Annotated in this window: 16 protein-coding genes; 10 read left to right on the plus strand and 6 right to left on the minus strand. The window is 70.5% G+C overall.

From position 1 onward, the window contains the following. The first annotated feature begins 11 nt into the window (after positions 1-11). Both ACRQ4B_RS05160 and ACRQ4B_RS05165 read left to right on the plus strand, forming a co-directional pair. Entirely contained in the window at positions 12-1,577 is a 1,566-nt protein-coding gene (locus tag ACRQ4B_RS05160; RefSeq protein ID WP_439693617.1) for a GH39 family glycosyl hydrolase, read from the plus strand. Then, positions 1,577-2,656 (plus strand): acyltransferase family protein, encoded by a 1,080-nt coding sequence (locus ACRQ4B_RS05165; protein ID WP_439693618.1) that lies wholly within the window; start codon positions 1,577-1,579, stop codon positions 2,654-2,656. The genes ACRQ4B_RS05160 and ACRQ4B_RS05165 overlap by 1 nt, the downstream gene beginning before the upstream one ends. Here ACRQ4B_RS05165 and ACRQ4B_RS05170 read toward each other — a convergent pair. Genes ACRQ4B_RS05170 through ACRQ4B_RS05180 form a run of 3 tightly spaced genes read right to left on the minus strand, consistent with a single transcriptional unit; the run spans position 2,634 to position 6,012 of the window. Continuing rightward, positions 2,634-3,509, minus strand: a complete 876-nt coding sequence (locus ACRQ4B_RS05170) for a glycosyltransferase family 2 protein (RefSeq protein ID WP_439693619.1) — start codon at positions 3,507-3,509, stop codon at positions 2,634-2,636. The two genes, ACRQ4B_RS05165 and ACRQ4B_RS05170, sit on opposite strands and share 23 nt — an antisense overlap. Beyond that, on the minus strand, positions 3,509-4,570 hold the full coding sequence (locus tag ACRQ4B_RS05175) for a polysaccharide pyruvyl transferase family protein (RefSeq protein WP_439693620.1): 1,062 nt from the start codon (positions 4,568-4,570) through the stop codon (positions 3,509-3,511). The genes ACRQ4B_RS05170 and ACRQ4B_RS05175 overlap by 1 nt, the downstream gene beginning before the upstream one ends. Then, on the minus strand, positions 4,567-6,012 hold the full coding sequence (locus tag ACRQ4B_RS05180) for a polysaccharide biosynthesis tyrosine autokinase (RefSeq protein WP_439693621.1): 1,446 nt from the start codon (positions 6,010-6,012) through the stop codon (positions 4,567-4,569). The genes ACRQ4B_RS05175 and ACRQ4B_RS05180 overlap by 4 nt, the downstream gene beginning before the upstream one ends. An 85-nt stretch (positions 6,013-6,097) precedes the next feature. Between ACRQ4B_RS05180 and ACRQ4B_RS05185 the strand changes: the two genes are divergently transcribed. Genes ACRQ4B_RS05185 through ACRQ4B_RS05195 form a run of 3 tightly spaced genes read left to right on the plus strand, consistent with a single transcriptional unit; the run spans position 6,098 to position 9,130 of the window. After that, complete coding sequence (locus ACRQ4B_RS05185) at positions 6,098-6,676, plus strand: low molecular weight phosphatase family protein (RefSeq protein WP_439693622.1); 579 nt, start codon at positions 6,098-6,100, stop codon at positions 6,674-6,676. A 34-nt stretch (positions 6,677-6,710) separates the two neighbouring features. Next, the gene (locus ACRQ4B_RS05190; protein WP_439693623.1) at positions 6,711-7,784 is read left to right on the plus strand and encodes a glycosyltransferase; all 1,074 of its coding nucleotides are present in this window, start codon (positions 6,711-6,713) and stop codon (positions 7,782-7,784) included. Then, positions 7,781-9,130: a hypothetical protein gene (locus tag ACRQ4B_RS05195; RefSeq protein ID WP_439693624.1), complete on the plus strand. Its 1,350-nt coding sequence runs from the start codon at positions 7,781-7,783 to the stop codon at positions 9,128-9,130. Before ACRQ4B_RS05190 ends, ACRQ4B_RS05195 begins: the two co-directional genes overlap by 4 nt. A gap of 84 nt (positions 9,131-9,214) precedes the next feature. Here the strand turns inward: ACRQ4B_RS05195 and ACRQ4B_RS05200 are convergent, their stop codons facing one another. Continuing rightward, the gene (locus ACRQ4B_RS05200) at positions 9,215-10,366 is read right to left on the minus strand and encodes a glycosyltransferase (RefSeq protein WP_439693625.1); all 1,152 of its coding nucleotides are present in this window, start codon (positions 10,364-10,366) and stop codon (positions 9,215-9,217) included. A gap of 75 nt (positions 10,367-10,441) precedes the next feature. Between ACRQ4B_RS05200 and ACRQ4B_RS05205 the strand changes: the two genes are divergently transcribed. Continuing rightward, complete coding sequence (locus ACRQ4B_RS05205) at positions 10,442-10,903, plus strand: DUF3060 domain-containing protein (protein ID WP_439693626.1); 462 nt, start codon at positions 10,442-10,444, stop codon at positions 10,901-10,903. Between the two features lie 404 nt (positions 10,904-11,307). Here ACRQ4B_RS05205 and ACRQ4B_RS05210 read toward each other — a convergent pair whose 3' ends face one another. Beyond that, entirely contained in the window at positions 11,308-15,042 is a 3,735-nt protein-coding gene (locus ACRQ4B_RS05210; RefSeq protein ID WP_439693627.1) for a hypothetical protein, read from the minus strand. 295 nt (positions 15,043-15,337) lie between these two features. On the opposite strand from ACRQ4B_RS05210, the gene dnaK reads away from it, so the two are divergent. The 4 genes from dnaK to ACRQ4B_RS05230 all read left to right on the plus strand — a co-directional run bounded on the left by dnaK (position 15,338) and on the right by ACRQ4B_RS05230 (position 19,425). Further along, positions 15,338-17,206, plus strand: a complete 1,869-nt coding sequence (dnaK, locus tag ACRQ4B_RS05215) for a molecular chaperone DnaK (protein ID WP_439693628.1) — start codon at positions 15,338-15,340, stop codon at positions 17,204-17,206. Next, the gene (locus tag ACRQ4B_RS05220; RefSeq protein ID WP_439693629.1) at positions 17,207-17,866 is read left to right on the plus strand and encodes a nucleotide exchange factor GrpE; all 660 of its coding nucleotides are present in this window, start codon (positions 17,207-17,209) and stop codon (positions 17,864-17,866) included. It begins immediately after the preceding gene. A 24-nt stretch (positions 17,867-17,890) separates the two neighbouring features. Further along, complete coding sequence (locus ACRQ4B_RS05225) at positions 17,891-18,901, plus strand: DnaJ C-terminal domain-containing protein (RefSeq protein WP_439693630.1); 1,011 nt, start codon at positions 17,891-17,893, stop codon at positions 18,899-18,901. A gap of 113 nt (positions 18,902-19,014) precedes the next feature. Then, positions 19,015-19,425 (plus strand): heat shock protein transcriptional repressor HspR, encoded by a 411-nt coding sequence (locus ACRQ4B_RS05230; protein WP_071293283.1) that lies wholly within the window; start codon positions 19,015-19,017, stop codon positions 19,423-19,425. 69 nt (positions 19,426-19,494) lie between these two features. Here ACRQ4B_RS05230 and ACRQ4B_RS05235 read toward each other — a convergent pair whose 3' ends face one another. After that, entirely contained in the window at positions 19,495-23,661 is a 4,167-nt protein-coding gene (locus ACRQ4B_RS05235; RefSeq protein WP_439693631.1) for a M60 family metallopeptidase, read from the minus strand. Positions 23,662-23,672 lie beyond the last annotated feature (11 nt).

The raw sequence follows: 23,672 nt of genomic DNA on the forward strand, positions 1-23,672 counted from the left end.
GGCTGGGCTCCATGCGACTCCACCGCCGCCACCGTGCGTTGTCCGCCCTGCTCGCCATCGGGGCCTCGGCCGCCGTCGTCCTCGCGCCCACGGTCGCGCACGGCGCCACCGACCTCGCCGTGGTGCTCGAGGAACGCACCGGGATCCACGAACCCGGAGCGGTCGTCGCGTTCCGCACGCCGGATTGCCCCGCCGACACCCTCGGCTGGCGGGTCACGAACTTCGACGGCGTCGTCGTCGGGTCCGGCACCGATGTCGCGGCCGCCGCCACCCGGTCGCTCCCCGCCGGCGTCGCGACCACGCCGGGGATCTACCGACTCACGGTGCAGTGCGGCGCCGCGACCGGGTCGACGCGACTCGTCCGGTCCGCCGGTCCGGCGACACCCGACCCCTTCTTCAGTTTCGCGGTCGCGGGCAACGCGCCCGACGTCGTCCGGACCTTCTCCGCACTGGGCGGCGGCAGCTACCGGCAGGACCTGCAGTGGCAGGCGGTCGAGAAGACCGCGGGACGGTTCGACTTCACTCCGATCGACGCCCGGGTCGACCGCTGGATCCGCGATGCCGGAGTGCCGCCGCTCTTCGTGCTCGACTACGGCAACGTCGCGCACACCGGCGGCTCGATGACCCCGCCCGACATGGCGATCCCCGCCCAGCGAGCCGCGTGGCAGCGGTTCGTGACGACCACGGTGCAGCACCTGCGCGAGCGGTACCCCGACGCCGACCTGTCGTACGAGGTCTGGAACGAGTGGAACAACTTCCACGGGCGGTTCCCGTCGACACCGGAGGCCTACCTGCCACTGGCGGAGGTCACCTTCCACGCCATCCGGTCTGCCGATCCCTCGGCGCGTGTCGTCGGACCGGGCGTCAACGCCGTCTCCCAGAAGGAGCGCGACTGGATGGACCGCTGGTTCGCGGCCGGCGGCGCACAGTGGGTCGACGCGATCAGCGTCCACCCGTACTCCCACCCCTGGGCCCCGGAGCAGTGCGTCAACGGGACCGGGTGCATCGAAGCGACACTCGCTGCACTGCACGCGCAGTCGGCGAGCCACCCGTCGGCGTCCGGCTCGCCGGCTCCGATCTGGATCACCGAGGTCGGCTGGCCGGCGACCGGTGTCACCGGTGTCGGCGAGGCCGACCTCGCCGCGTACCTCGTGCGGACACACGTCCTCGCCGCCCAGAACGGTGTCGAACGCGTCTACACCTTCGAGCTCAACGGCGGGACGACGGGAGCGCGGACGTTCGGCCTCGTCCAGGACACACCGACCGGCTTCGAACCCCGGGTCGCTGCTGCCGCCTACCTGACCATGCAGCGGACCCTCGCCGGGATGCACGTGACCGGCGGCAGCACGACCGGCTCCGTGCGAGTGGTCGAGTTCAGTTCGGCGGACGAACAGCGTCACGTCCGCGTGATATGGCAGAATACCGACCGTTTCACCGACCAGCAGGTCGCGGTGCCACTGCCGTCGAACGGCACGCTCGTCGATCCGTTCGGAGCGAGCAAACCGGTCACGCCGACGAAGGGGGTCCTGCAGATGACGGCCAAGTGGTCGCCGCGGTACCTCGTCTGGCAGGACTGATGCGCCTGACGCAGCTGGACGGTCTGCGCGGGCTCGCGGTGCTCATGGTCGTCGCCGGCCACGTCGCCGAGTCCGTCGTACCGTACGGCGGCGTCGTCGGCGTCACGACCTTCTTCGTCCTGTCCGGCTTCGTGATCACCCGCGGTCTGCTGGACGAGGTCGACCGGACCGGTCGTGTCGACCTCCGGGCGTTCTGGGTCCGCCGGGCCGCGCGCTTGCTCCCCGCGTTCGCCGCGGTCCTGGTCATCGTGCCGCTCCTCGTGGTGGTGCTCGCGGACCCGACCCGGCGGGACATCGGTTGGCACGTCCTCGCGGCAGCGACCTACACCGCCGACTACGTCCGAGCGGCAGGCGGTGACCTCGGGGTGCTCGGGCACACCTGGTCCCTCGCCGTCGAAGAACAGTTCTACGCGCTGTGGCCGGCCTGCCTGATCGGTCTCGTGGCCCTGGCACGACGCCGTCCACGTGGCGCGGCCGCGCTGCTGATCGGTCTGGTCGCCGCTGCGCTCGGATGGCGGATCGCCGCCACGGTCGCCGCACCGTACGACTGGCTCGCCTACGCGTTCGACACGTCCGTCGCCGCGCTGCTCCTCGGGTGCGGTGCGGCTGTCGCGGTCCGCGTGGGCATCGGACCGGTCGTCTCCGGACGGTGGGCCGTGGCCGGTGGGTCGACCGTGTCGGCGGCGCTCCTGCTGGCGACGGTCTGCACCGTGCCCTTCGTGACCGGACCGGCACCCGGCGTCACCCGATGGGTCGAGACGGCAGCCGGGGTGCTCGCGGTCCTCGTCGTGATCGCTGCTGCGCGACAGAGCGTGCCGGTGCTCGACTCGCTGGTGCTCCGGTGGCTCGGCACGGTGTCGTACGGCCTCTACCTCTGGCACTACGCGTTGCTGCAGCTCCAGCCCGCCGGTGAACCGATCACCGGCGTTGCTCGCGTCGGCGTGGTCGGGGTGGCACTCGTGCTGGCGACGGCCTCGTGGTACCTGCTCGAGCGTCCGGTCATCCGGATGGTCCGCAACCGTGGCCGGCAGCAGCGTGCCGCCGACCACGGACGCGTCAGCGCGGAACCGGCCCGCTGAACCAGCCCTGCAGCCGGCCGACCAGCTGGTCGAGCTGGTGGTCCCGCGCCGCGCGGTCGCCCCGGAGGGTGGTCACCGCGACGCCGACGACGGACCGTGCGGCCCAGTACGCGAAGTGCCCGCCCTGCCGGTGCTTCCGGAGCACCCGGGCGAAGCCTCGGTTGTACCGACGGACCTTCGCGCGCACCGCGGCCACGTCGGGATCATCGCGCCACTCACGGTGGTGGACGGCGAGGTCCGAGCGGTAGAGCATCCCGAAGCCGAGGTCCAGTGCCCGCTGGACGTAGTCGGCTTCCTCGCCGGCACCGAACGGCGTCGCACAACCGGTTCCAAGCTCGGGGTCGAACTCGCCGACCGCCGCGACGACGTCGGCGCGGAAGAAGAGGCTGGCCGCCGAGACGGTCCGCGGGATCGTCCGGGGGCGGACCCAGGTCGTCCCCGGCAGCCACCGCAGGAGCCCTCGGTCGCCGTCGGGTGTCGCGATGGTCGCCGCGAGGCCGTCGACCCGGCGTCCGTCGTGGCCGCGTTCGAACTGTTCACGGACGGCCGTGAGCGTCCCCGGCGCGTACCAGCAGTCGTCGTCCGGGAACGCGACGAACCGCCCGCGGAGCCGACGCATGCCGCGGTTCCGTCCACGGCTCACGCCACGTTCCAAGGGCTCGTGCACGTACTGGCCACGGCCGGCTTCGATGAACGGCTCCACGAGGGAACGGCACCGCTGGTCCTCGTGCTGCTCGACGACGGTCACGAAGACCGACTCGGGTTCGTCCACGAGTGTCGACAGACAGCGGTCGAGGTGCTCCGGCCCGCGGATCGTGCTGATCACGAGGTGGAACGTGGCGTCGGTGCGCATCAAGGGGTCTCCGTCCGGGTCAGTCGTGCGAGGTCGAGCGGTGTTCCGGCGCGCCAGGCCGTCAGCCGGTCGGCGAGGGTCTGCAGCGACCGTTGCATCGCGCTGACACGGTGTGCGACGTCGGCGGTGGCGGCCGGACAGTCGAGCGCCGTGTCGACCGCAGACGCGATCGTCGACTCCGACGCACCGACCGTGGTGTCGGGTCGGGTGCCGGTCACGCTCATCCAGAAGTCATCGCACTTCGACGCGTACGCGAGCGGCACGGCAGGGACTCCGAGGGCCACCGCGGCGATGACACCGTGCAGGCGCTCGGAGACGAGCACGCGGCACGAGGCGATCGCCCGCATGGTGGCGTGGACGTCCAGCTCGTAGTCGTGCAGCTCCACCGGCGCAGCGATCCTGGCCGCGAGGTCCCGTGCGACGGCGCGGTCGCTCGGCGAGAGCGCGAAGACCCGCACCGGCGATCGGTCTCGCGTGGCCCGACGGCTGATGACGGCGGCGACGGCGTCGACGTCGAACCGGGTGGTGGGATCGGAGCCGAGCGTCACGCCGATCGCACGGGTGCCGTCGGGCGTGACGGGGCGCACGAGGGGGTAGAGCAGTGCCGGGTCCCCGACGACCTCGGTCGGGCCGAGGTGTTCGGCGACCTCGTGCTGGGACAGCGGGCCACGGACGCCGGCGAGTCGGAAGCGGGTGTTCAGACGCCAGGCGTCCCAGTCGTGCGGCTGCGAGGAGAGCAGGTGCTGGTCGGTCGACTCCGCCGCTCCGAGCCCGAGCCCGACGACGTCGGCGCCGTACGCCAGCCCGGCGCGGCGCGCGTGCCCGGCCCAGGAGCCGAAACCGATCGACGTGCCGCCGCCGAGGAGGACCAGACGGCGCGTGCCGAGCGTCCGGACCCGGTGCGTGGCGATCTCCGGGGACCGCTTGATGTACGCGCGGGTGTGCAGCGGAGCCTGCACGTCGAGCGGCGCCCCGAGGGCGGCACGCCAGGTCTCGTGCAGCAGGTCGTCGCCGAAGTTGCCGTAGCCCTGCCAGCCGAGGTAGACGAAGTCGCGGGTCATCGGGTCTGCTCCGAGGTCGAGGTGTTCGTGGACTGCGTGGCCGAAGCCCGTCGTGCGCGGACACGACCGGCGCGACGAGGGCTCTCGCTCAGCGGTGCCGATGCCTCGTAGTCGTAGTAGGAGCGTTCAGCACGTTGGAGGGGGGTCTTGTTGAGCACGACTCCGAGCACCCGTGCGCCGATCCGCTGGAGCCGCTCGTGCGCCGCTTGCACGTCGGCGCGACGGACGTGGCCGTTCATGCTCACGACCAGGAGCACGCCGGAGCAGATCGCACCGAGGATCGCCGGGTCGGTGACCGGGAGCGCCGGGGGTGCGTCGACGATCACGTAGTCGTAGCGCCGTTCCAGTTCGCGCATCAGGTCGGCCATGTGCTGCGAACCCAGCAGTTCGCTCGGGTTCGGCGGGACACGGCCCGACGCCAGCACCGACAGCGGGTTGGTGTCGCCGATCGTCTGGACGGCGTCGTCGAGGCCGACCTGCCGGGCCAGCACGGTCGTGAGGCCGACGCGGCTCTCCAGCCCGAGGTAGTCGCCGACCTTCGGGCGCCGGAGGTCGGCGTCGACGAGCAGGACGCGCGCGCCGTTCTGGGCGAGCGTCATCGCGAGGTTGACCGCCGTCGAGGACTTGCCCTCGCCGGGGCGGGCGCTCGTCACGACCAGGCTCTGCGACGCGCCCTCGAGGTTGGTGAAGGTGAGCTGCGTGCGGAGCTGCCGGAAGGCCTCGGCGCGCGGGGTGTACCGGCTCGAGGCGTCGAGCAGCGGATGGTCGCGGACGGTGTCGTCGATGGGGAACTCGCCGAGGACGCTCGTGTCGACGAGGCGGTGCAGGACCTCGACCGACCGGAGCCGGGTGTCGAGGACGTCGCGGAGCAGCGCTGCCGAGAGTCCGATCACGAGGCCGCCGAGCAGGCCGAGCGCGAGGTTGACCGGCACCCGCGGCGTGACGGGATCAGCGGGCGGGGTGGCCCGCTGCACGACCGAGAGCTGGACGAGCCCACCGCTGTTCCGTCGCTCGACGCGCTGGACGGTCTCGATGAGTTCGTCGGCGACGGCGTTCGCGACGGTGGCGGCGCGATCCGGGTCGGTCGCCGTCGACGTGACGGTGATGATGACGGTGTCGGGATCGGTCTCCACGAGCACGTTCCGGGCGAGCGACGCGCCCGAGCCGGTCACGCCGGCTGCTCCGGCAGCGGCGCGCAGGACCTCGGGGGTGGTCGCCAGGGCCGCGTACGACTTCACGCGCGCGGCGGAGAAGTTGTTGCCCTGGCTCAGGTCGGAGACGGTGTCGCTGCCGTTCACCGAGACGAACACCCCTGCCGTCGCGCGGTACTCGGGGGTCGACAACTGGGTGACGCCGAGCGCGGTGCCGAGGCCGAGGACGACCGCGAGCGCGATGGTGAGCCAGCGGCGGCGCACCACCTCGAAGAACTGGACGAGCGTCATCTCGGGCCTCCCTGTCGGACGACTGCAACATTAGAATATCACATGATGTAGTATTGCAGTACCACCCGTCGAACAGGAGCCCGCCATGGATCGCGTCCTCGTCGTCTGCGAAGGCAACATCTGCCGATCGCCCTACGTCGAACACCTGTTGCGCGCGACCCTCGAGCGCAGCGGCGTCTCGGGTGTGCACGTGGAGAGCGCCGGAACGCGTGGCAGGACCGGGCACGGCATGGTCGAGCGGTCCGCCGCAGCGCTCCGAGCAGCGGCCATCGACGGCGGGGCGTTCCGGTCCCGCGCGCTCCGGGATGTCCCGGCGCTCGCCGCCGTCGACCTCGTCCTGACCCTCGAGCGGCGGCATCGTGCCGCGGTGCTCGACCTGGAACCGTCGCTGCTCAAACGGACCTTCACGCTCGTCGAGTTCGCCCGCACGGCGACGGAACGCCCCCGTGCGGCGGCCATCCCCGGAGGAGCTGCCCAGCCACTCTCCGTGCTCGTCGACGCCGTCCGCGGTGCTCGACGCGCGGGCCCCGCCCCGGACTCCGACGACGTCCCCGACCCGATCCGCGGTGACGACGCCGACCACGAGCGCTTCCGGGCGCAGGTGGCGGAGCCGGTCGCCACCGTCGCCCGTCTCCTCGGCACCCACCGGACCGTGCAGCCGTGACCACCCCGACCCCGCCGTACCCGAAAGGCACCCCGTGACCTCCTGGAGCATCAGCCACGACTTCTTCTTCCAGCTCGGTGGCGCCGAGCGGGTGACCAGTCACCTGGCCTCCGCAGTGGGCGCCGAGGACGTGTTCGCGATCGCCGGCGACCCGGCGGTGGAGTCGGCCCTCGGCCTCCACGCGGTCCGGCACGTCGGCGGGGTCGGGTACACGGAGCGGAACTACCGGTTCCGCTCGCTCGCGCGCCCCGTGCAGGACCTCGTCCGACGACCGGTCGCGGGCAACGTGCTCTCGTCCACCTACGCGTTCGCCCACCACGTGCGCGCGGAGGGTGCGCACCTCGTGTACTGCCACAGCCCGTTGCGGCAGGTGTGGAGCGGGCAGGACCTCTACGGCTCCTCGGCGTCCGGGCGGGCCCTCGTTGCGATCGCGCCGGTGCTCCGCGCCCTCGACCGCGCGGCGGCCCGGCGGGCGGACGGCTACGTCGCGACGAACCGCGTCGTGGCTGATCGCATCCGCCGGTTCTACGGTGTCGAGCCGCTCGCGATCGTGCCACCGCCCGTCGATGCCGCGTTCACCCGAGCGGGCCGGCCGACCGTCGAGCGGGGAGCGGAGATCGTCTGGGCCGGCCGCGTCGTGGAGCCCTACAAGCAGCTCGGTCTCCTCATCGAGACGATGCGGGACCTGCCCGACGTGTCGCTGGTCGTCGCCGGGGACGGTCGGGACCGCGCGAGGCTGCAAGCCGGTTCGCCCGCGAACGTGCGATTCCTCGGCGCGGTCGGCACCGAGGTCCTCGCCGACCTCTACGCACGCGCCGCACTCGTGGTGTTCCCCTCCGAGGACGACTTCGGCATGGTCCCGATCGAGGCGATGACCGCGGGCGCCCCGATCGTCGCGTTCCGTGCCGGTGGCGCCGTCGAGACCGTGACGGACGGCTCCTCCGGTGTGTTCTTCGACGAGCCCTCGCCGACCTCGCTCCGGCGGGCGATCGTCCGTGCGCTGCACACCGACTGGGACCATGCGGCGATCTCGGCCGACGCCGCTCGGTGGAGTGCCGAGGCCTTCGCCGCCCGGATCCGTTCCGTCGCGGCTGCGGTGGTCTCGTGATCACCGTCCTCGGGGCGGTCCTCGTCGTGGTGCTCGGCGTCACGGTCGTGCTCCGACGTGACTGGGCACCCACGGTGATCGGTACGGCCGCGGCGCTGCCCTACTCGGTGGGCGCGGTCGTCGGCGGCAACGGGGTCCCGCTCTTCCACATCGCAGGGGCCGCGGCAGTGTTGCTGCTGGCCCGGACGAGCCCGCTGCGGACGACCCACTGGACCGCGAACGTGCTGGTCCTGTTCGCACTCTGGGGCGCGACGATCACCGCGCTGGGGCCCTGGCTCTTCCGGGGCATCCCGGTGCTGTCGTCCCGGGGTGGCCTGGACGGGCAGGTCCTTGATCCGGACCGGCTCGCCTACACGATCTCGACGGCTGCGCAGCTCGGCTACCTGGTGATCGCGCTCCTGACCGTCCTCTTCCTCGTGCGGGTCGGTGGAGCGGGACGCGCCGTCCGGGTCGCGCTGGCGGTCGGCACGGCCCTCAGTACGCTCCGAGGGTTGAGCGTCCGGATCGGGACCGGGGCCTTCGAGTGGCTCTTCGACACGAACCCGACCATCCCCTACAGCAGGATCGGCCCGGAGGAACGGCTCCGCGGGGTGTTCAGCGAGCCGAGCGAGCTGGCGGCGTTCTCCGTGCCGGCCGCCGTGTACTTCGCGGTCGCCGCGGGGCGGTCCAGCGGGCGCACACGAGTCGGCTGGACGGCCCTCCTGCTCTGCGCCTGCACCAACCTCCTGCAGGCGTCCTCCGGGGTGGCGCTGGTCGCGTCGGTGGTCGTCGGCGTGACCGGGCTGGTCGTCCTCGCCGTGCGCTCCGCGCTCCGGGGCGGGGCGGGGACGCCGTGGTTCGTCATCGGCGGGCTGGTGGTCGCGATCGCCGTGCTCGCCGCTGGCCCCGCGCTCTGGACTCCCGCCGTCGAGCTCGTGGACGACAAGGTGGGCAGCCAGTCCTGGAACGCCCGGACCGGTGGCGACGACTTCTCCTGGGGCGTCGCCGCGGACACGTTGTGGCTCGGCACGGGGCTGGGCGGGAACCGACCGTCGTCGTTCGCCATGTCGGTGCTCTCCTGCCTCGGCGTCCCCGGTCTGCTGCTGCTGACCCTGGTCCTCGTCGGCGCCGTGGTGGCGGCCTTCCGCACCGGGCGGACGCCGTACGGGTGTGCGCTCCTCGCGCTGCTCGTCGCCAAGTCCGTCGGGACCCCCGACCTGTCCACGCCGATCCTCTGGCTGCTGTTGGCGGCCTGCGTCACGGAGGCCTGGCGCGCCCACCGAGTGGCGCCGGTGGGCAGGGGCGGTCCGGACCGCGGACACGACGGCCTGGAGGCACGGCTCGGCCCGGCCGCGTCCGTCGCCTGACCGGGTCCCGACCTCCGACGACGCCGCCGCACGCACGAGGAGCCCGCGACCACCGGTCGCGGGCTCCTCGTGCGTGTGGCCTGCTCAGCGCCGGAGGGGGCGGAGGTACTCCGCCTCGAGCCGGGCGACGATGTGTTCCGGGCGGTACGGCACTGCTGCGTCCTGTGCTGCGTCCGCGAGACGACGACGGGTCGGGCCGTCCGCGAGCCGGACCAGCGCCGCTGCGAGGGTGCCGGTGTCCTGCGGGTCGACGAGCAAGCCGGTCCGGTCGTGCTCGAGCAGGTCAGCGGGGCCGCCGGCGTCGGCCGCGACCAGTGCACGGCCCGCGGCCATGGCCTCGACGACGACCTGTCCGAACGGTTCGGGGCGGCGACTCGCGTGCACGACGGCGTGGCAGTCCGCGAGCTGGCCGGCGACGTCGGTGACGTGCCCCGTGAACTCGATCCGTGCCTCCACGCCGAGGTCGGCGACCAGGCGCCGGAGCTCGTCGGCGTACCGGACGTCGGGGTCGAAGAGTGCGCCACCGACGATGCGCAGGCGCGCGTCGTCCGGGAGGCCCGCGGCGGCGGCCGCAGCGAAGGCGCGGATCGCGAGGTCCTGGCCCTTCCACGGCGCGAGCCTGCCGAACATGCCGTACACCAGGGGGCCGTCCGTGACCGGAGGGACCTCGGGCAGGGCGGCGGGGCAACCGATGACGGCGGCCGAACGTCCGGCGCGACCGAGTGACTCGCGCGTCATCGTTGAGTTCGCGACCCTGTGGGTGGGCAACCGGCCGAGGGCGGTGCGGAGGACGAAGCCGTTGACGGGGGAGAGGTGCGCCCCGCGGGCGACGTCGTGGACGTGCGCGACCGAGGGGATGCCGGCGAGTCGTGCGGCGATCGCGCCGTAGACGTGGGCCTTGGCGGAGTGCGTCGTGACGACGTCGATGCGTCGGTCACGCAGGACACGACGGAGCGCGGTCGTCGTGCGGACCGTGGTCCGCATCGCCGCAGGAGCTGCACGCAGACCGGACGCGGCGGAGCGCTCGCGGGCTGCGTCGCCGAGCGGGACGACGACGGTCTCGGTGCCCGCTTCCGCGAGCAGCTGTTCGAGGGGCCCGTGCTCGCCGAGGACGACCACCGGACTGGCATGTCGAGCGACGGCCGCCACGCGGGCGATGAAGAGCTCGGCGCCGGACTGGGCAGCGCTGTGGGTCACGAAGGCGACCCGGGGCAGGCGAGGGTCCGTGCTTGTCATGGCTCCAGAATATCAGGTAATATATGAAACGTGAGATGGAAATCCCGACTCACTCCTTCGAACGGAGCACTCCCGATGCGCACTCCGCAGATCATCCGGACCACGACCGCCACGATCGGCGCCCTCGCCCTGCTGACCACCCTCGCAGCGTGCTCGGGGACGTCGCCGACGGGGAAGGCCGATGCACCGAAGCCGAGCAGCACCCCGTCGGCGTCGAAGTCGTCGGAGCCGCAGTTCGTCGACCCGCCCGCAGACCTCGCGAAGAGCGACGTGCCCTGCACCGACGGTGTCGCCTCGGTGACGCTGAGCAACCAGGCTGTCTCCGTGCCGGACTGCGCGAAGGTGACGATCGACGCCAGCAACAGCGTCGTGCACCTCGGCGCGGTCGAGGACCTCGTCGTCACGGGCTCCATCAACGACGTCGCCGCCGGGGCGGTCACGTCCATCACGGTCTCCGGCAACGGGAACCGTGTGACGACGGAGACCGCACCGAAGCCGAAGGACGACGGCCAGCAGAACGTCTTCGAGAAGCGCTGACCCGATGCCTCGGACGTGGGCACGTCCGGGGCATCTCCGTGCCCGCCTGACCCCCCTGGCGCTGCCGACCTCCCCGTCGGCAGCGCCTTTTGCTGTGCGGCGGGGCTCGCTGGTCGTGTGCGGGCTGGCGCCCGTTCGTCTGCGCGGTGCCGCGGTCGTGCTGAGCCGAGCCTCTGTCGTCGTCACGCTCGTGGCCGGCCGGCCGGGTGAGCGCCCCGCGTGGCCTCCCATCTGACTCGGTCGTCGCCGTCCGTAGCGTCCCGTCGCACCGTTCGGTCCGTGCGTCGCGTCGCTCCGTGCGTGCGCCGCGTCTTTCCGTTTGTGCCACGCGGGGACGTTCCGCGCCGGCAACGCCGAACGGGCGTCCCTCCTGGTGGAGGGACGCCCGTTGCGGTGGTGCGGTGTTACTTGATGACGGTGAAGGTGCGGGTGACGGCGTTGCCGACGACGTTGCCCTTCGTGGTCTGCTTCACGGACAGGGTGTAGGCCTGCGGGGTGAGCGTGCGGTTGAGCGTGAGTGCCCACTCGCCGTCGTCGTCGACCTTGGTGGAGCCGAGCTGGCTGACGGTGCCGTTGACCATCACCTTGGCGCCGGGGGTACCGTGCCCGGTGAAGGTGACGGTGCCGCCCTTGATGACCTCGCCGTTGGTCGGGCTCTCGACCGTGACGGGCGTCACCGTGCCGTAGTCGAGCGACGCCGACTTCGGAGCCGAGACCACGCCGTCGACCGTCTGGGTGACGGTGAACTGGCGCAGGCCGGTGGCGCCTGCCGGGATCGCGATCGAGTACTTGCCGTTCACTGCGGTCGCGCTGCCGATGGCGGCGGAACCTTCGCGGACGATGACCGTGGCGCCGGTGTGGGCGTTGCCCGAGATGACCGCGTTCTGGTCGACCTCGATCGGGAAGGAACCGGCCGCGGTGAGTTCCGTGACCTGCTTCTTCCGGACGTCGATCAGCGTCTCGACCTGCTTGGTGAGGCCACCCTTGCTCGTCTGGACCGCGAAGAGCCGGTAGACGTTCGGGGTGAGCTCGCGGGTGTCGACGGACCAGGTTCCGTTGGTGACGGATCCGGTGCCGATGGTGGAGACGGTGCCCTTGATGTCGACCCGGGCGCCGGAGGCACCCGTGCCGGTGAAGGTCACCTTGCCGGCCGGGACCACGGCGTTGTTCGCCGGGGACGTGATGACCGGAGCGACGGGGTTGCCGTAGTCGAGGCTCCGGCTGAGCGGCTCGGACTCCTTGCCCTTCGCGGTCTGGGTGATCGAGAAGGTGTTGATGCCGAACGTCGCCTTGGCGGGCGGGATCACGATGGAGTACTTCCCACCGATCGCCTTCGTCGAACCGATGACCTCGTTCTTGTCGTTCTTCACGGTCACCGTTGCGTCGATCTGCGCGTTCCCGGAGATCGTCGCGGGCAGGTTCTCGTCCCGTGCATCGAACGCGGCCGTCGCGGTGAGCGGGGCCATCGCTTGGTCCAGGATCGTCACGGTGATCGGCTGCGACGTCTGCAGGCCACCCTTGGTGATCTGCACCGCGCGGAGGTTGTAGACGTTGTCGGACAGGTCGACCGTGACCGGCGCCGTCCAGGTGCCGTTCGAAACCGCACCGACAGCGATCGTGCGGACCAAGCCCTGGATCTCGACGCGGGCCCCGTTGTCACCGGTGCCGGTGAAGGTCAGACCGTTCTTGTCGACGATCGAGCCGTTCTCCGGCGAGGTGACGTTGATCGGCTCCGGCGTGCCGTAGTCCAGCGACACGGGGGCCGAGTCGCGGTCGACGCCGCCGATCCGCTGCGTGACGGTGAAGTCGTTCATGCCGGGGTTCGCGGACTTCGGCGGGATCGTCAGGGAGTAGCTCTTGTCTGCGCGCACCGTGGTGGTGTTGATGATGTTCTCGAGCGAGTCCTTGAGCACGATCGTCGCGCCGGGCGTTGCCTCACCGAACACGATCGCCGGCTTGAGGGCATCGGTGGCGTCGAAGGCGGCGTCCGCCGTCAGCTTCACCGTCTCGTCCTCGTCCGCAGCCGCGGTGGTCTTGGTGGTGCCGGTCGCGGCGAACGTGCCGGTGCTGCTGGTGCCGGTGATGGCGTACTGGAGGGTGCTGTCGATCGCGGGTCCGTTCTTCGGGGTGGCGACCTTGATGCCCCAGCGGATCTGCGTGGCATCGCGCATCTCGCTGACGTTCACCCAGTTGTAGGTGTAGGTCTTCCCGTCGGCGGAGCGGGTGCCGTCGGTGAGGTGGAGGTTGGTGGACGCGCCCCAGTTGTCCCCGGTCTTGTACTGGCCGGTGATGGTGTTCTGGCCGGTGGTGAAGGTGGTGCCGGCGGGAGCGGTGAACACGATCTCACCGTCGGTGACCGTGTAGCGAGTGTTGGTCTTGACGTGGGCGTGGACGGTGGTGTCGGCGCCGCGGTTCAGCTCGACCGGGGGGCCGTTCTCGCCGATCAGTCGGTCGACGATGGTGACGGTGACACGCTCGTCGTCGATCTTGGTGCCGTTCAGGCGCTGTTCCAGCGTGATGGTGTTCTGGCCGGCGGCGAGGTCCTTGATGGTGCCGGACCACGTGCCGTCGTTGTCGACGGTGGCGATCTTGGTGGTGCCGTTGAAGATCTCCGCACCCTTGGTCGCGGTGCCGGAGACCTCCGCGGTCCGGGCGGCGTCGTCCTGCGACTCCACCTTCACCGTGAGGGCATCTGCTGCAACGGTCACCGCGGAGCTTCCCTGCACGTCGAACGTGCCGATGTTGCTGGTGCCGGTGAGCTGGAAGCCGAGGTTGTTCGTGCCGGCAGTGTCACCGCCGACGACGTTGATCCCCCAGCGCAGTTCGGACCCCGCGGGGAAGGTGAAGCCCGAGCCGTTGGACGTGCCGGTGAAGGTCTTGCCGTCGGCGCTGACCTCACCGGTGATGCGGCTGTAGACGCTTCGCGTCCACTCGTCGTCGCTGGTGTACCGGTAGTAGGTGTCCAGCGTGGTCTGGCCGGGCGTGAAGGTGCTGCCGTTCGGAGCGGTCACGACGATCTCGGTGTCGCTCATGCTCGTGATCTTGCCGGACGCGGTCGCGCCGAACTGGATCTCCTTGGTCTGCCTGGGCTGGATCGTGTCGGGGTGGCCGACGCCCTTGGCGAGCAGGCCGCCGTTTGCAGCGGTGATCGTCGCCGGCGAGCTGCCGGCGATCTGGAACGCGCCTGCGTTCGAGGTGCCCTGCAAGGCGAAGTCGAGATCGCCCTGCGACTCGGCCGCGTCAGCCGGAGCAGAGATCTGTGCGGTCCAGCGCGCCGTGTTGCCCGGGTTGAGCTTGAAGCTGGAGCCGGTGTCAGTCATCGTGCCGGTGAAGGTGCGGCCGTCGGAAGAGACCGAACCGGTCAGCTTGAGGGAGTCGGCCTCCTTCCACGCGGCGTCCTCGTCATCGCGGTACTCGCCGCTGATAGTGGTGGTGTCGCGGGCGAATGTCGTTCCGGCCGGCGCGGTGACCGTGACCGTCGTGCCGGTCATCGACGTGACGCGGGTATTCACCTTCGCCCCGAACCGGACGGGCTTGGTCTCCCCAGCCTCCACCGTCGCAGCCGTCCCGACGCCCTCGGCATCGAAACCACCGTTCTCTACGACGGGGGACTCGCCACGAAACTGCCAACCCGGCGTCCCGAGGCCGAGGCCTGAGTAAGTGACCCCGGGGGTGCTGCCCCCACCAATCGCGCCGATCGGGGTGTTCCCGATCTCGGAACTCGAGACAGAGACAGTGCCGTCGCTCCTGAATCGGAACTTTTCACTCCGGCACGAGCCGGCGGCTTTCAGGAACCGGGTCCCGGTGACTCCGCCGCCACTTGTGCCGGTGATCGAGGGAAACACGCACCCGTTCGGGCTCCGCAGGAAGTACGATCCATCGCTCTGCTTCGTGAGCGAGAGGCGCGTCGCGTCCGCTTGCGCGGCCGCAAGCGTGCTGTACTGCGAGTAGTACGTGTTCCAGCCATCCTTGTACGCGTAGTAGACGCCCGGTGCGCTCTCGAAGATGAGCTGAGTTGAACTGACCTCGTCGGGCGACGATGCCGGAGCGGCTACGGCGGCGGGGCCGAGGCTCAGGCCGGAGACGACCGTCGCGGCGGCCAGACCGGCCGCGGCGATTGCCTTGCTGATTTTTCGCATGGGTGTGCTTTCTGTGATGGCCCGGCGCCGTGATGTCGGGTGGCCGGGTCGGGTTACAGGAGACACGCGGACAACCAGCGAGGGCACGCCGCGTCATATCAAAATATCACATGAAATACAGAACGTGCAATATCGGTAGAGCAGCATAAACTTGCCACGCGCTGACGCAACTTTCAGCTCCCAGAGTTGACGCGCCTCCCGTCCGGGGTAGAGTTGAGTCCATCGGACGCAAGTCCGCAGACTTCAGCACCACGCGCCGGGCACCCCGGCACCCAACGAAAGGGAGCACCACCACATGGGACGTGCAGTAGGCATCGACCTCGGCACCACGAACTCCGTCGTCTCCGTCCTCGAAGGCGGCGAGCCCACGGTCATCGCCAACGCCGAGGGTCTCCGCACCACGCCGTCGATCGTCGCGTTCACGAAGGACGGCGAGGTCCTCGTCGGCGAGACCGCGAAGCGCCAGGCGGTCACGAACGTCGACCGCACCATCGCATCGGTCAAGCGCCACATCGGCACCGACTGGACGACCGAGATCGACGGCAAGAAGTACACGCCGCAGGAGATCTCGGCCCGTACCCTCGGCAAGCTCAAGCGCGATGCCGAGCAGTACCTCGGTGAGGACGTCACCGACGCGGTCATCACCGTGCCGGCGTACTTCAACGACGCCGAGCGCCAGGCCACGAAGGACGCCGGTGAGATCGCCGGGCTCAACGTCCTCCGCATCATCAACGAGCCGACCGCCGCCGCGCTGGCGTACGGGCTCGACAAGGGCAAGGAAGACGAGCTCATCCTGGTCTTCGACCTCGGTGGCGGCACGTTCGACGTCTCGCTGCTCGAGGTGGGCAAGGACGACGACTTCTCGACCATCCAGGTCCGTGCGACCTCCGGTGACAACCGCCTCGGTGGCGACGACTGGGACCAGCGCATCGTCGACTTCCTCATCAAGAAGTTCAAGGACGAGCACGGCGTCGACCTGTCGACCGACAAGATCGCGAAGCAGCGCCTCAAGGAGGCCGCCGAGCAGGCGAAGAAGGAGCTGTCGAGCCAGCTGAGCGCCAGCATCCAGCTGCCGTACCTCACGCTGACGGCCGACGGCCCGCTGAACCTCGACGAGACCATCTCGCGCGCCCAGTTCGAGCAGATGACCTCCGACCTGCTCGACCGCACCAAGAAGCCGTTCAACGACGTCATCAAGGAAGCCGGTGTCTCGGTCAACGACATCGCGCACGTGGTGCTCGTCGGTGGCTCGACCCGCATGCCCGCCGTGGCCGAGGTCGTCAAGTCGCTCACCGGTGGCAAGTCCCCGAACCAGGGCGTCAACCCGGACGAGGTCGTCGCCGTCGGCGCCGCGCTGCAGGCCGGTGTGCTGAAGGGCGAGCGCAAGGACGTCCTGCTCATCGACGTCACGCCGCTCTCGCTCGGCATCGAGACGAAGGGCGGCCTGATGACGAAGCTCATCGACCGCAACACCGCGATCCCGACCAAGCGGAGCGAGACGTTCACGACCGCTGACGACAACCAGCCGTCGGTCGCGATCCAGGTCTTCCAGGGCGAGCGCGAGTTCACCCGCGACAACAAGCCGCTCGGCACGTTCGAGCTCACCGGCATCGCACCGGCCCCCCGTGGCGTCCCGCAGGTCGAGGTCACGTTCGACATCGACGCCAACGGCATCGTGCACGTGTCCGCGAAGGACAAGGGCACCGGCAAGGAGCAGTCGATGGTCATCTCCGGCGGCTCGTCGCTGCCGAAGGAGGACATCGAGCGCATGGTCCGCGAAGCCGAGGAGCACGCGGCCGAGGACAAGGCCCGTCGCGAGGCGAACGAGCGTCGCAACCAGGCCGAGCAGCTCGTCTACTCGATCGAGAAGCTCATCAAGGAGAACGACGAGAAGCTCCCCGCGGACGTCAAGTCCGAAGTGCAGGCCGACGTCGACGCGCTGAAGTCGGCCCTCGCGGGTGAGGACGAGGACGCCGTCAAGACCGCCTTCGACAAGCTCAACGAGTCGCAGGGCAAGCTCGGCCAGGCGATCTACTCGCAGCAGGACGCGGGCGCCGCGGCCGGCGGCGAGCAGCCCGCCGGTGAGCAGCCCGCAGCGGACGACGACGAGGACATCGTCGACGCCGAGGTCGTGGACGACGAGGACGACAAGGACAAGAAGTAGATGACGGACCCCAAGGACAACGTGCCGAACGAGGACGAGCCCCAGGTCGAGGGCGACGCCACCAACGCACAGGAGCCCGAGGACCTCATCGCGGCGGAGGGGCCGGACGTCGAAGTACCGACGGACGGGCCCGCCGCCGGCGGTCCGGCAGCCGACGCGGCCAACGACCTCTCCCCGGAGGACGAGGCCCTGCTGGCCGACGCCGCCCGCGGCATCGCCGAGGACAAGCTGAGCACCGAGGACCGTGACCTGGTCGCCGAGATGCGTGCGGACATGCTCCGGGCGCAGGCCGAGCTGGTGAACTTCCGGAAGCGCGTCGAGCGCGACAGGGAGGCGAACCGCGAGGTCGCCATCGCCGAAGTGGTGCGCGCACTCCTTCCGGCGCTCGACGACCTGACCCGCGCCGAGGCCCACGGTGACCTGACCGAGGGCCCCATGCAGGTCATCGGCCAGAAGATCCGCGGCGGCTTCGAGAAGTTCAAGCTCGTGCAGATCGGTGAGAAGGGCGAGTCCTTCGACCCGAACATCCACGAGGCCATCGTGCAGCTCCCCACCCCGGGCGCCACCGGCCAGACCGTGGCGGACGTCGTCGAGCCGGGCTACAAGCTCGGTGAGCGCGTCCTCCGTGCGGCCAAGGTCGCCGTGGCGGTCCCGGCCTGAGCACGGACAGGAGGTAGGTGATCCATGGCCAGTCAGGACTGGTTCGACAAGGACTTCTACAAGGTCCTCGGGGTCTCCAAGGACGCCTCCGACGCCGAGCTGAAGAAGACGTACCGGAAGCTCGCGCGGCAGTTCCACCCGGACTCCAACCCGGGGGACACCGCCGCCGAGAACCGCTTCAAGGAGATCAGCGAGGCGTACTCGGTGCTCTCCGACAAGGAGCAGCGCCAGGAGTACGACCAGGTCCGCGCCATGGGTTCGGGCGCCCGCTTCACGGCGGGTGGCCCGGGCCAGGGTGGCGGGTTCGAGGACGTCTTCGGCGGCATGTTCGGCGGTGGCCAGGGCGGACAGCGCGTCCGCTTCGGCCAGCCCGGCAACGGTCGCGGCGGTGCCGGTGGGTTCGAGGACATCCTCGGCGGGATGTTCGGCGGGGGCGGTGGCTTCGGCCAGCCCTCCGGCGGCTACCGCGGCTTCGGCGGACCGACGAAGGGGCGCGACGTCACCGCGACGACGACCCTCGACTTCACCACGGCGATCGCCGGCGACACCGTCAAGCTGTCGCAGGGCAACGGCCGCCCGGTGAACGTCCGCATCCCCGCGGGCGTCGCCGACGGCCAGAAGATCCGGCTGCGCGGGCGCGGGGAACCGTCGCCCGACGGCGGGGAGGCCGGTGACCTCGTGGTCACCGTCACCGTCCGGAAGCACCCGGTCTTCGAGCGCGACGGGCAGAACCTCCGCGTGGACGTCCCCGTGACGTTCGTCGAGGCGGCGCTCGGCGCGACCATCCAGGTCCCCACCCTCGGTGGCGACCCGGTGAAGCTCAAGGTCGCGCCCGGCACGCCGTCGGGTCGCGTCCTGCGCGTCAAGGGGCGTGGTGTCACGACCAAGAACGGGACGGGCGACCTGCTCGCCACCGTGCAGGTCGCGGTGCCGTCGCACCTGTCGGACAAGCAGCGGGAGGCCGTCGAGGCACTCGCCGAGACCCTGCCCGACGAAGACCCTCGTGAGGACCTTCTCGCGAAAGCGCGCGGCTAGTCGCGCATGACCCGGCCTGGAGGCGCGGCGCGGCTCCGTCAGGAACGCGCGCCGTGCCTCCGGTCTGGTTTCCAGATCACGCGGACGACGGAAAGGAACACGCCATGACCGACATGGACGAGAACTCGCCCGTCTTCGCGATCGCGGTGGCGGCCGAACTGGCCGAGATGCACCCGCAGACCCTGCGGCAGTACGACCGGCTCGGCCTGGTCGTGCCCGGCCGCACCCGCGGCGGTTCCCGCCGCTACTCGATGCGCGACATCGCGCAGCTGCGCGAGATCGCGCGCCTCGGCTCCGAGGGGGTCTCCCTCGAGGGGATCCGACGGGTCCTCGAGCTCGAGAACGAGAACAAGGAACTGCGCGACCGGGTGCGCGAGTTGGAGACGGCCCTCGCCGACCAGCTCATCAACCGGCCGGGCGCGCGGGTGTTCGCGGCGACCGCGACGGGTGCGGCGATCTCGCTGAAGGCCGGGTCGCGGCCGCAGCGGAACACGCAGATCGTGCTGTACCGCGGGCCGCGCTGACCGCCAGCACGCGACGAGAGCGCTCCCGACACCAGGTGTCGAGAGCGCTCTCGTGCGTCCATGTCAGCCCTACCGCACCGTGAAGCGGACGTCCTGCTTCTTCGGCTGGCTGCTGCCGTGCGTCTGGTGCACGGTGAGCGCGTACGCACCGTTCCCGAGGTCGAAGTCCGCGGGGACGGACCACGTTCCGTCCACCACGGTCGTGGTCGCGACGACCCGGGCGGTTCCACGGATCGTGATCGTGGCTCCCTCGTGGCCCGTGCCGGTGAAGACCGGACGCTTCGCGTTCACCACCGAGTCCTGGAGCGGGCTCGTCACCACGAGGTCCGCCGTCGCCCCCGGAGCCGTCCGGAACAGGATGTCCCGGTGCTGCGGTTCGCCACCCGCGGTCTGCGTGACGCGGAGGGCGTAGGAGTTCGCCCCCAGGTCGAACGCAGCGGGCACGGACCACTTGCCGTCCCGGACCGTCGTGGTGGCGACGACGCGGACGGTCCCGCGGATCGTGATCGTGGCGCCCTCGTGCCCCGTGCCGGAGAACACCGGCCGATCGGAGTACACCACCGAGTCCTGCGCCGGGCTCGTCACGACGAGGTCGGTCACCGGCGCGGCCGGGCCCACCGTGACCGTGCTGTCGCCCGATGCGGTGAACCGGCCGCGGTCGGTCGTGCCGGTCACCTCGAAGTGCGCCGTGCCGGAGGCCTCGGCGGTGACGCCGGTGATCGGCACCCGGATCCGCAAGCCCGAGCCGTCGTGCAGCTTGAACCCGGCGGTCGTGGCGAACGTGACCGTCGCGGTCCGGCCGTCGTCCGACACGCTCAGCGCGGTCTCGTTGGACTTCGTGGTCGTCCATCCCTCGTCACCGGCGTGCTGGTACTCGACGGGAACGGTCCCGGTCGCGTCCGAGAAGGTGGTCCCCTCCGGGGCGGTGACGCGGAACGACGTGTCCTCGAACGCGGTCACCTCTCCGGTGGTCCGGAGCCCGACCACGACCTCACCGGTCGCACCGTGCTCGACGTCCGTCGGGAAGCCGAGTCCGTCACCGGACACGTTCCCGTTGTTCGTCTTGATCGATGTCGCAGTCGACCCCGCGATGTCGATCGCCCCGGCGTTGCTCGTTCCGGTGAACGCGAAGTCGAGCGACCCGTCGCCGGCGGGAGCATCGGTCGGCACGGTCAGCGGCAGCCGCCATCGCAGCTGGTCGCCCCGGTCGTAGCCCCGGACGGAGTCCTGGGTGAACGTGTACTTCGCGTGCAGTTCAGAGCCGTCAGCGCTCCGGACGACGTCGGACAGACGCGCGTACCCGGTCGCAGTCGACCACGAACCGCCGGCCGGACGGTAGTTGCCGAGGAGCTCCTTGCCGATGGCTGAGTCGAACGTGGTCCCCTTGGGTGCGGTGAAGGTCACGGCGCCCGAAGCCCCGGTCGTGTCGGCGTGGAACTCGAGCCCTGCTGTGACCTCGGTCGTGGTTCCAGGGCGCAGCGTGGTGTCCGCTCCGGGGAGCGGTGCGATCGGCCCCAGGCGGACCAAGCGGTCGCCGGTGATCCGGAACCGCTGGTCACGCTCCGACGACGCAGACATCTGGGTCCCGTCGGTGTAGCCGACCATCCCGCTGTTCTGCTGGTGTCGGACGACGATGATCTGTCCGTCCTCGTAGTGCTCGTCGAAGCGTGCGCCGAGGGCGTGTGCGGTCTCGTCGCCGCGGATGCTCCACTTGCCGAGGGACTCGGCGTCGTCGGCGGACCGCAGTTCGAGGCTGACGTACTCCTTGCCCGCCCAGGACGTGTGGGCCTTGTAGGTCGTCCGCGGCACGACACGCAGCTCCTTGCTGCCCGGCACGAGGCTCAGCCACATCACGGTGCGGTCGGACTGTCCGAGGATCTTGACGGAGTTGCCGGCGGACACGGGGACCGATGTCTGGAGTGCTTCACGGAGACCACGCGAGTCGCGCGCTTCGACGTTGACGGTGCCCGTGCCCGGGTCGAGTGCGGTCACGGCGTGGCCACCGATCGTCACGTTCCCGCCGTCCGGGCTCGACAGCCCGGAGACCTCGGGGGCCCGCTGCAGTCGCCGCTGGCCGACGACCACCGTCTCGTCGGTACGGACGGTGCCGCTGGGGGTGCCGACGGACGGGAGCTCGTGCTCCACCCGTGTCTGCTTGGGGTCGATGTTCTCCCAGATCGGCACGCTGAGTTCCGGGAGCTTCGACAGCTCTGCCTTCGAGGCGTCCGTGAGCGGGATGCCCCACTGCCGGAAGAACTCGGAGAGGTCGCGGTCGGCGATGCGCCCGGCGGTGAGCGCGAAGTGGTTCTGCTGCTCGGCGGTGGTGGTGGCGGTGTTGTCACCAAACAGCAGCCCGGTCCGCAGCTCCTGGTTGAGCCGGGGGTAGAACTCGTCGCCGAACGCTCGGCGGAGCTGGTCGTACATCGTCAGACGTACCCAGATGTCCGCGGAGCCGTACTGGCGCTCCTCGACCGGCTTCGAGAACCACGAACGCAACTTGTTCAGATCGCTCGGGGTGTCCAGGCTGCTCTTGAGTCCCAGCCGCTTCTCGACGTAGAGCGAGGAGACGTTCACCGCGACCTCACCCTGTCCGCTCCAGTTGTACGACGGCGTCTGGTAGGTGTGACCGATCTCGTGGAAGAGTCCCCAGACCTCACCCGGCACCTCGGCGAAGACATCGCGGGCGGCTCCCGTCGACACCTGGAACATGATCCGCTCGTGGCTCGCGTTCGCGTAGCCCGAGCCGGTGTCGGGCGAAGCGATGTACATGCGGTGCGGCGACTTCCGGGCGGCCCCCGTCGCGTCATCGTGCAGGTTGTGCATGTCGTTGGTGAGTTCGACGATGTCGTCCCACAGCTGCACCCGCTCGGTGATCCCACTCGGGACGTGTCCCCGGGTGCGCGACTGGAAGTCGCCGAAGATGCGGTTGCCGACCACCTCGAAGATCGGTGCGTTCGGCATGTCGGCGAGCTGCGCGGTGAAGTCGGCGTCGCTGGTCTGTCCCATCACGAACGTCGGGACGCTCTGCCCGCCGGTGACGCGGACGGTCGCAGAGCCGCGAGGGGCGGTGCTCTCCAGGAACACCATCCCGTCCTTCGTCGCCGTGATGCTCGTGGTCCGACCGGCCGGTGTCGCGGTCAGGGCCTGCCATCCGCTGGTGTTGACGCCCTGGTGCGCGTCGCCGTACAACCCGATGCGGACACCGACCGCCGGGGCACCGGACGGCACCGCGACCTCGAGCACGTCGCCGACGCGGACGAACCGGCCGGTCGGCTGCAGGTCGCTGTGACGCATGCTCCGGTGTTCGCGCGCCTGTTCGGTGTCGGCGCGACCCATCCCGTGCACGAGGACTTCGGTGCTCGAGCGGTCAGCCGAGTCGACGATCGACGTGGGCAGGGCGCCGCGGGCGACGAACTGGTAGCTCCCGATCGCCTGCGGATCGGGCCCGGTCCCGTCGACGACCGTCATGGAGCCCTTCGAGTGGTTGCCGACGGCGGAGGACACGGCCTTGAGCTTGAACTTCGGCACACGCCAGTCCGCTGCCCAGGTCATGGTCGGGTCCGACCAGTGCGCGGACTTCCCGTCCGCCGAGATCGACGCGGGAGCGGGGCGGACGTCGGCGTCGGCCGCGACGATCGTGGTGCCGTTCGGCGCCGTGACGGTGAGTTCGCCACGGACGGTGTGCGACGGAGCGATCTGGATCCAGTCACTCGTCTGCCCGATCGCGATCGGCGGGGGCGTGGCCGTCAACGCAGCAGCGGCGTGCACGGCGAACGAACCGGACGCGAGCTCGGCGCCGCTCCCGTCGGCGATCACGGCGCGTCCCCCGTCGCGCGTCCCGAGCGGGGCATCGGCGTCCGCGACGAGTCGGAACTTCGCGACGCGCCACTTGCTGTCCCAGGTCGTCGTGGCCCCGGACCAGGTCGCGGTCGCGCCGCCCGCCGCGATCGACCCGGCCATCGGGCGGATGTCGGCGTCGGCCGCGACGATCCGCGTGCCGGCCGGAGCCGTGACCGTCAGGACGCCCTGGAACAGTCCGGAGTGCTGGACTCGGATCCAGTCCGAGGTCACGCCGACGGGCATCGCCGGGACGTCGACGGTGATCTGCGCGGCCCGGTTCGAGTCCGGCGCGGCCGAGGCGGCTGCATGGGCGGTCGCCGGTTGGAGGTCCAGCGGGACGAGGAGTGACGCAGCGATGGTGCAGGCTGCGATCGGGATGATCGTGAACGAACGCATGGGAGCCTTCC

Source organism: Curtobacterium sp. SP.BCo (assembly GCF_051903265.1).
In the GTDB taxonomy this organism is placed as follows: Bacteria; Actinomycetota; Actinomycetes; order Actinomycetales; family Microbacteriaceae; genus Curtobacterium.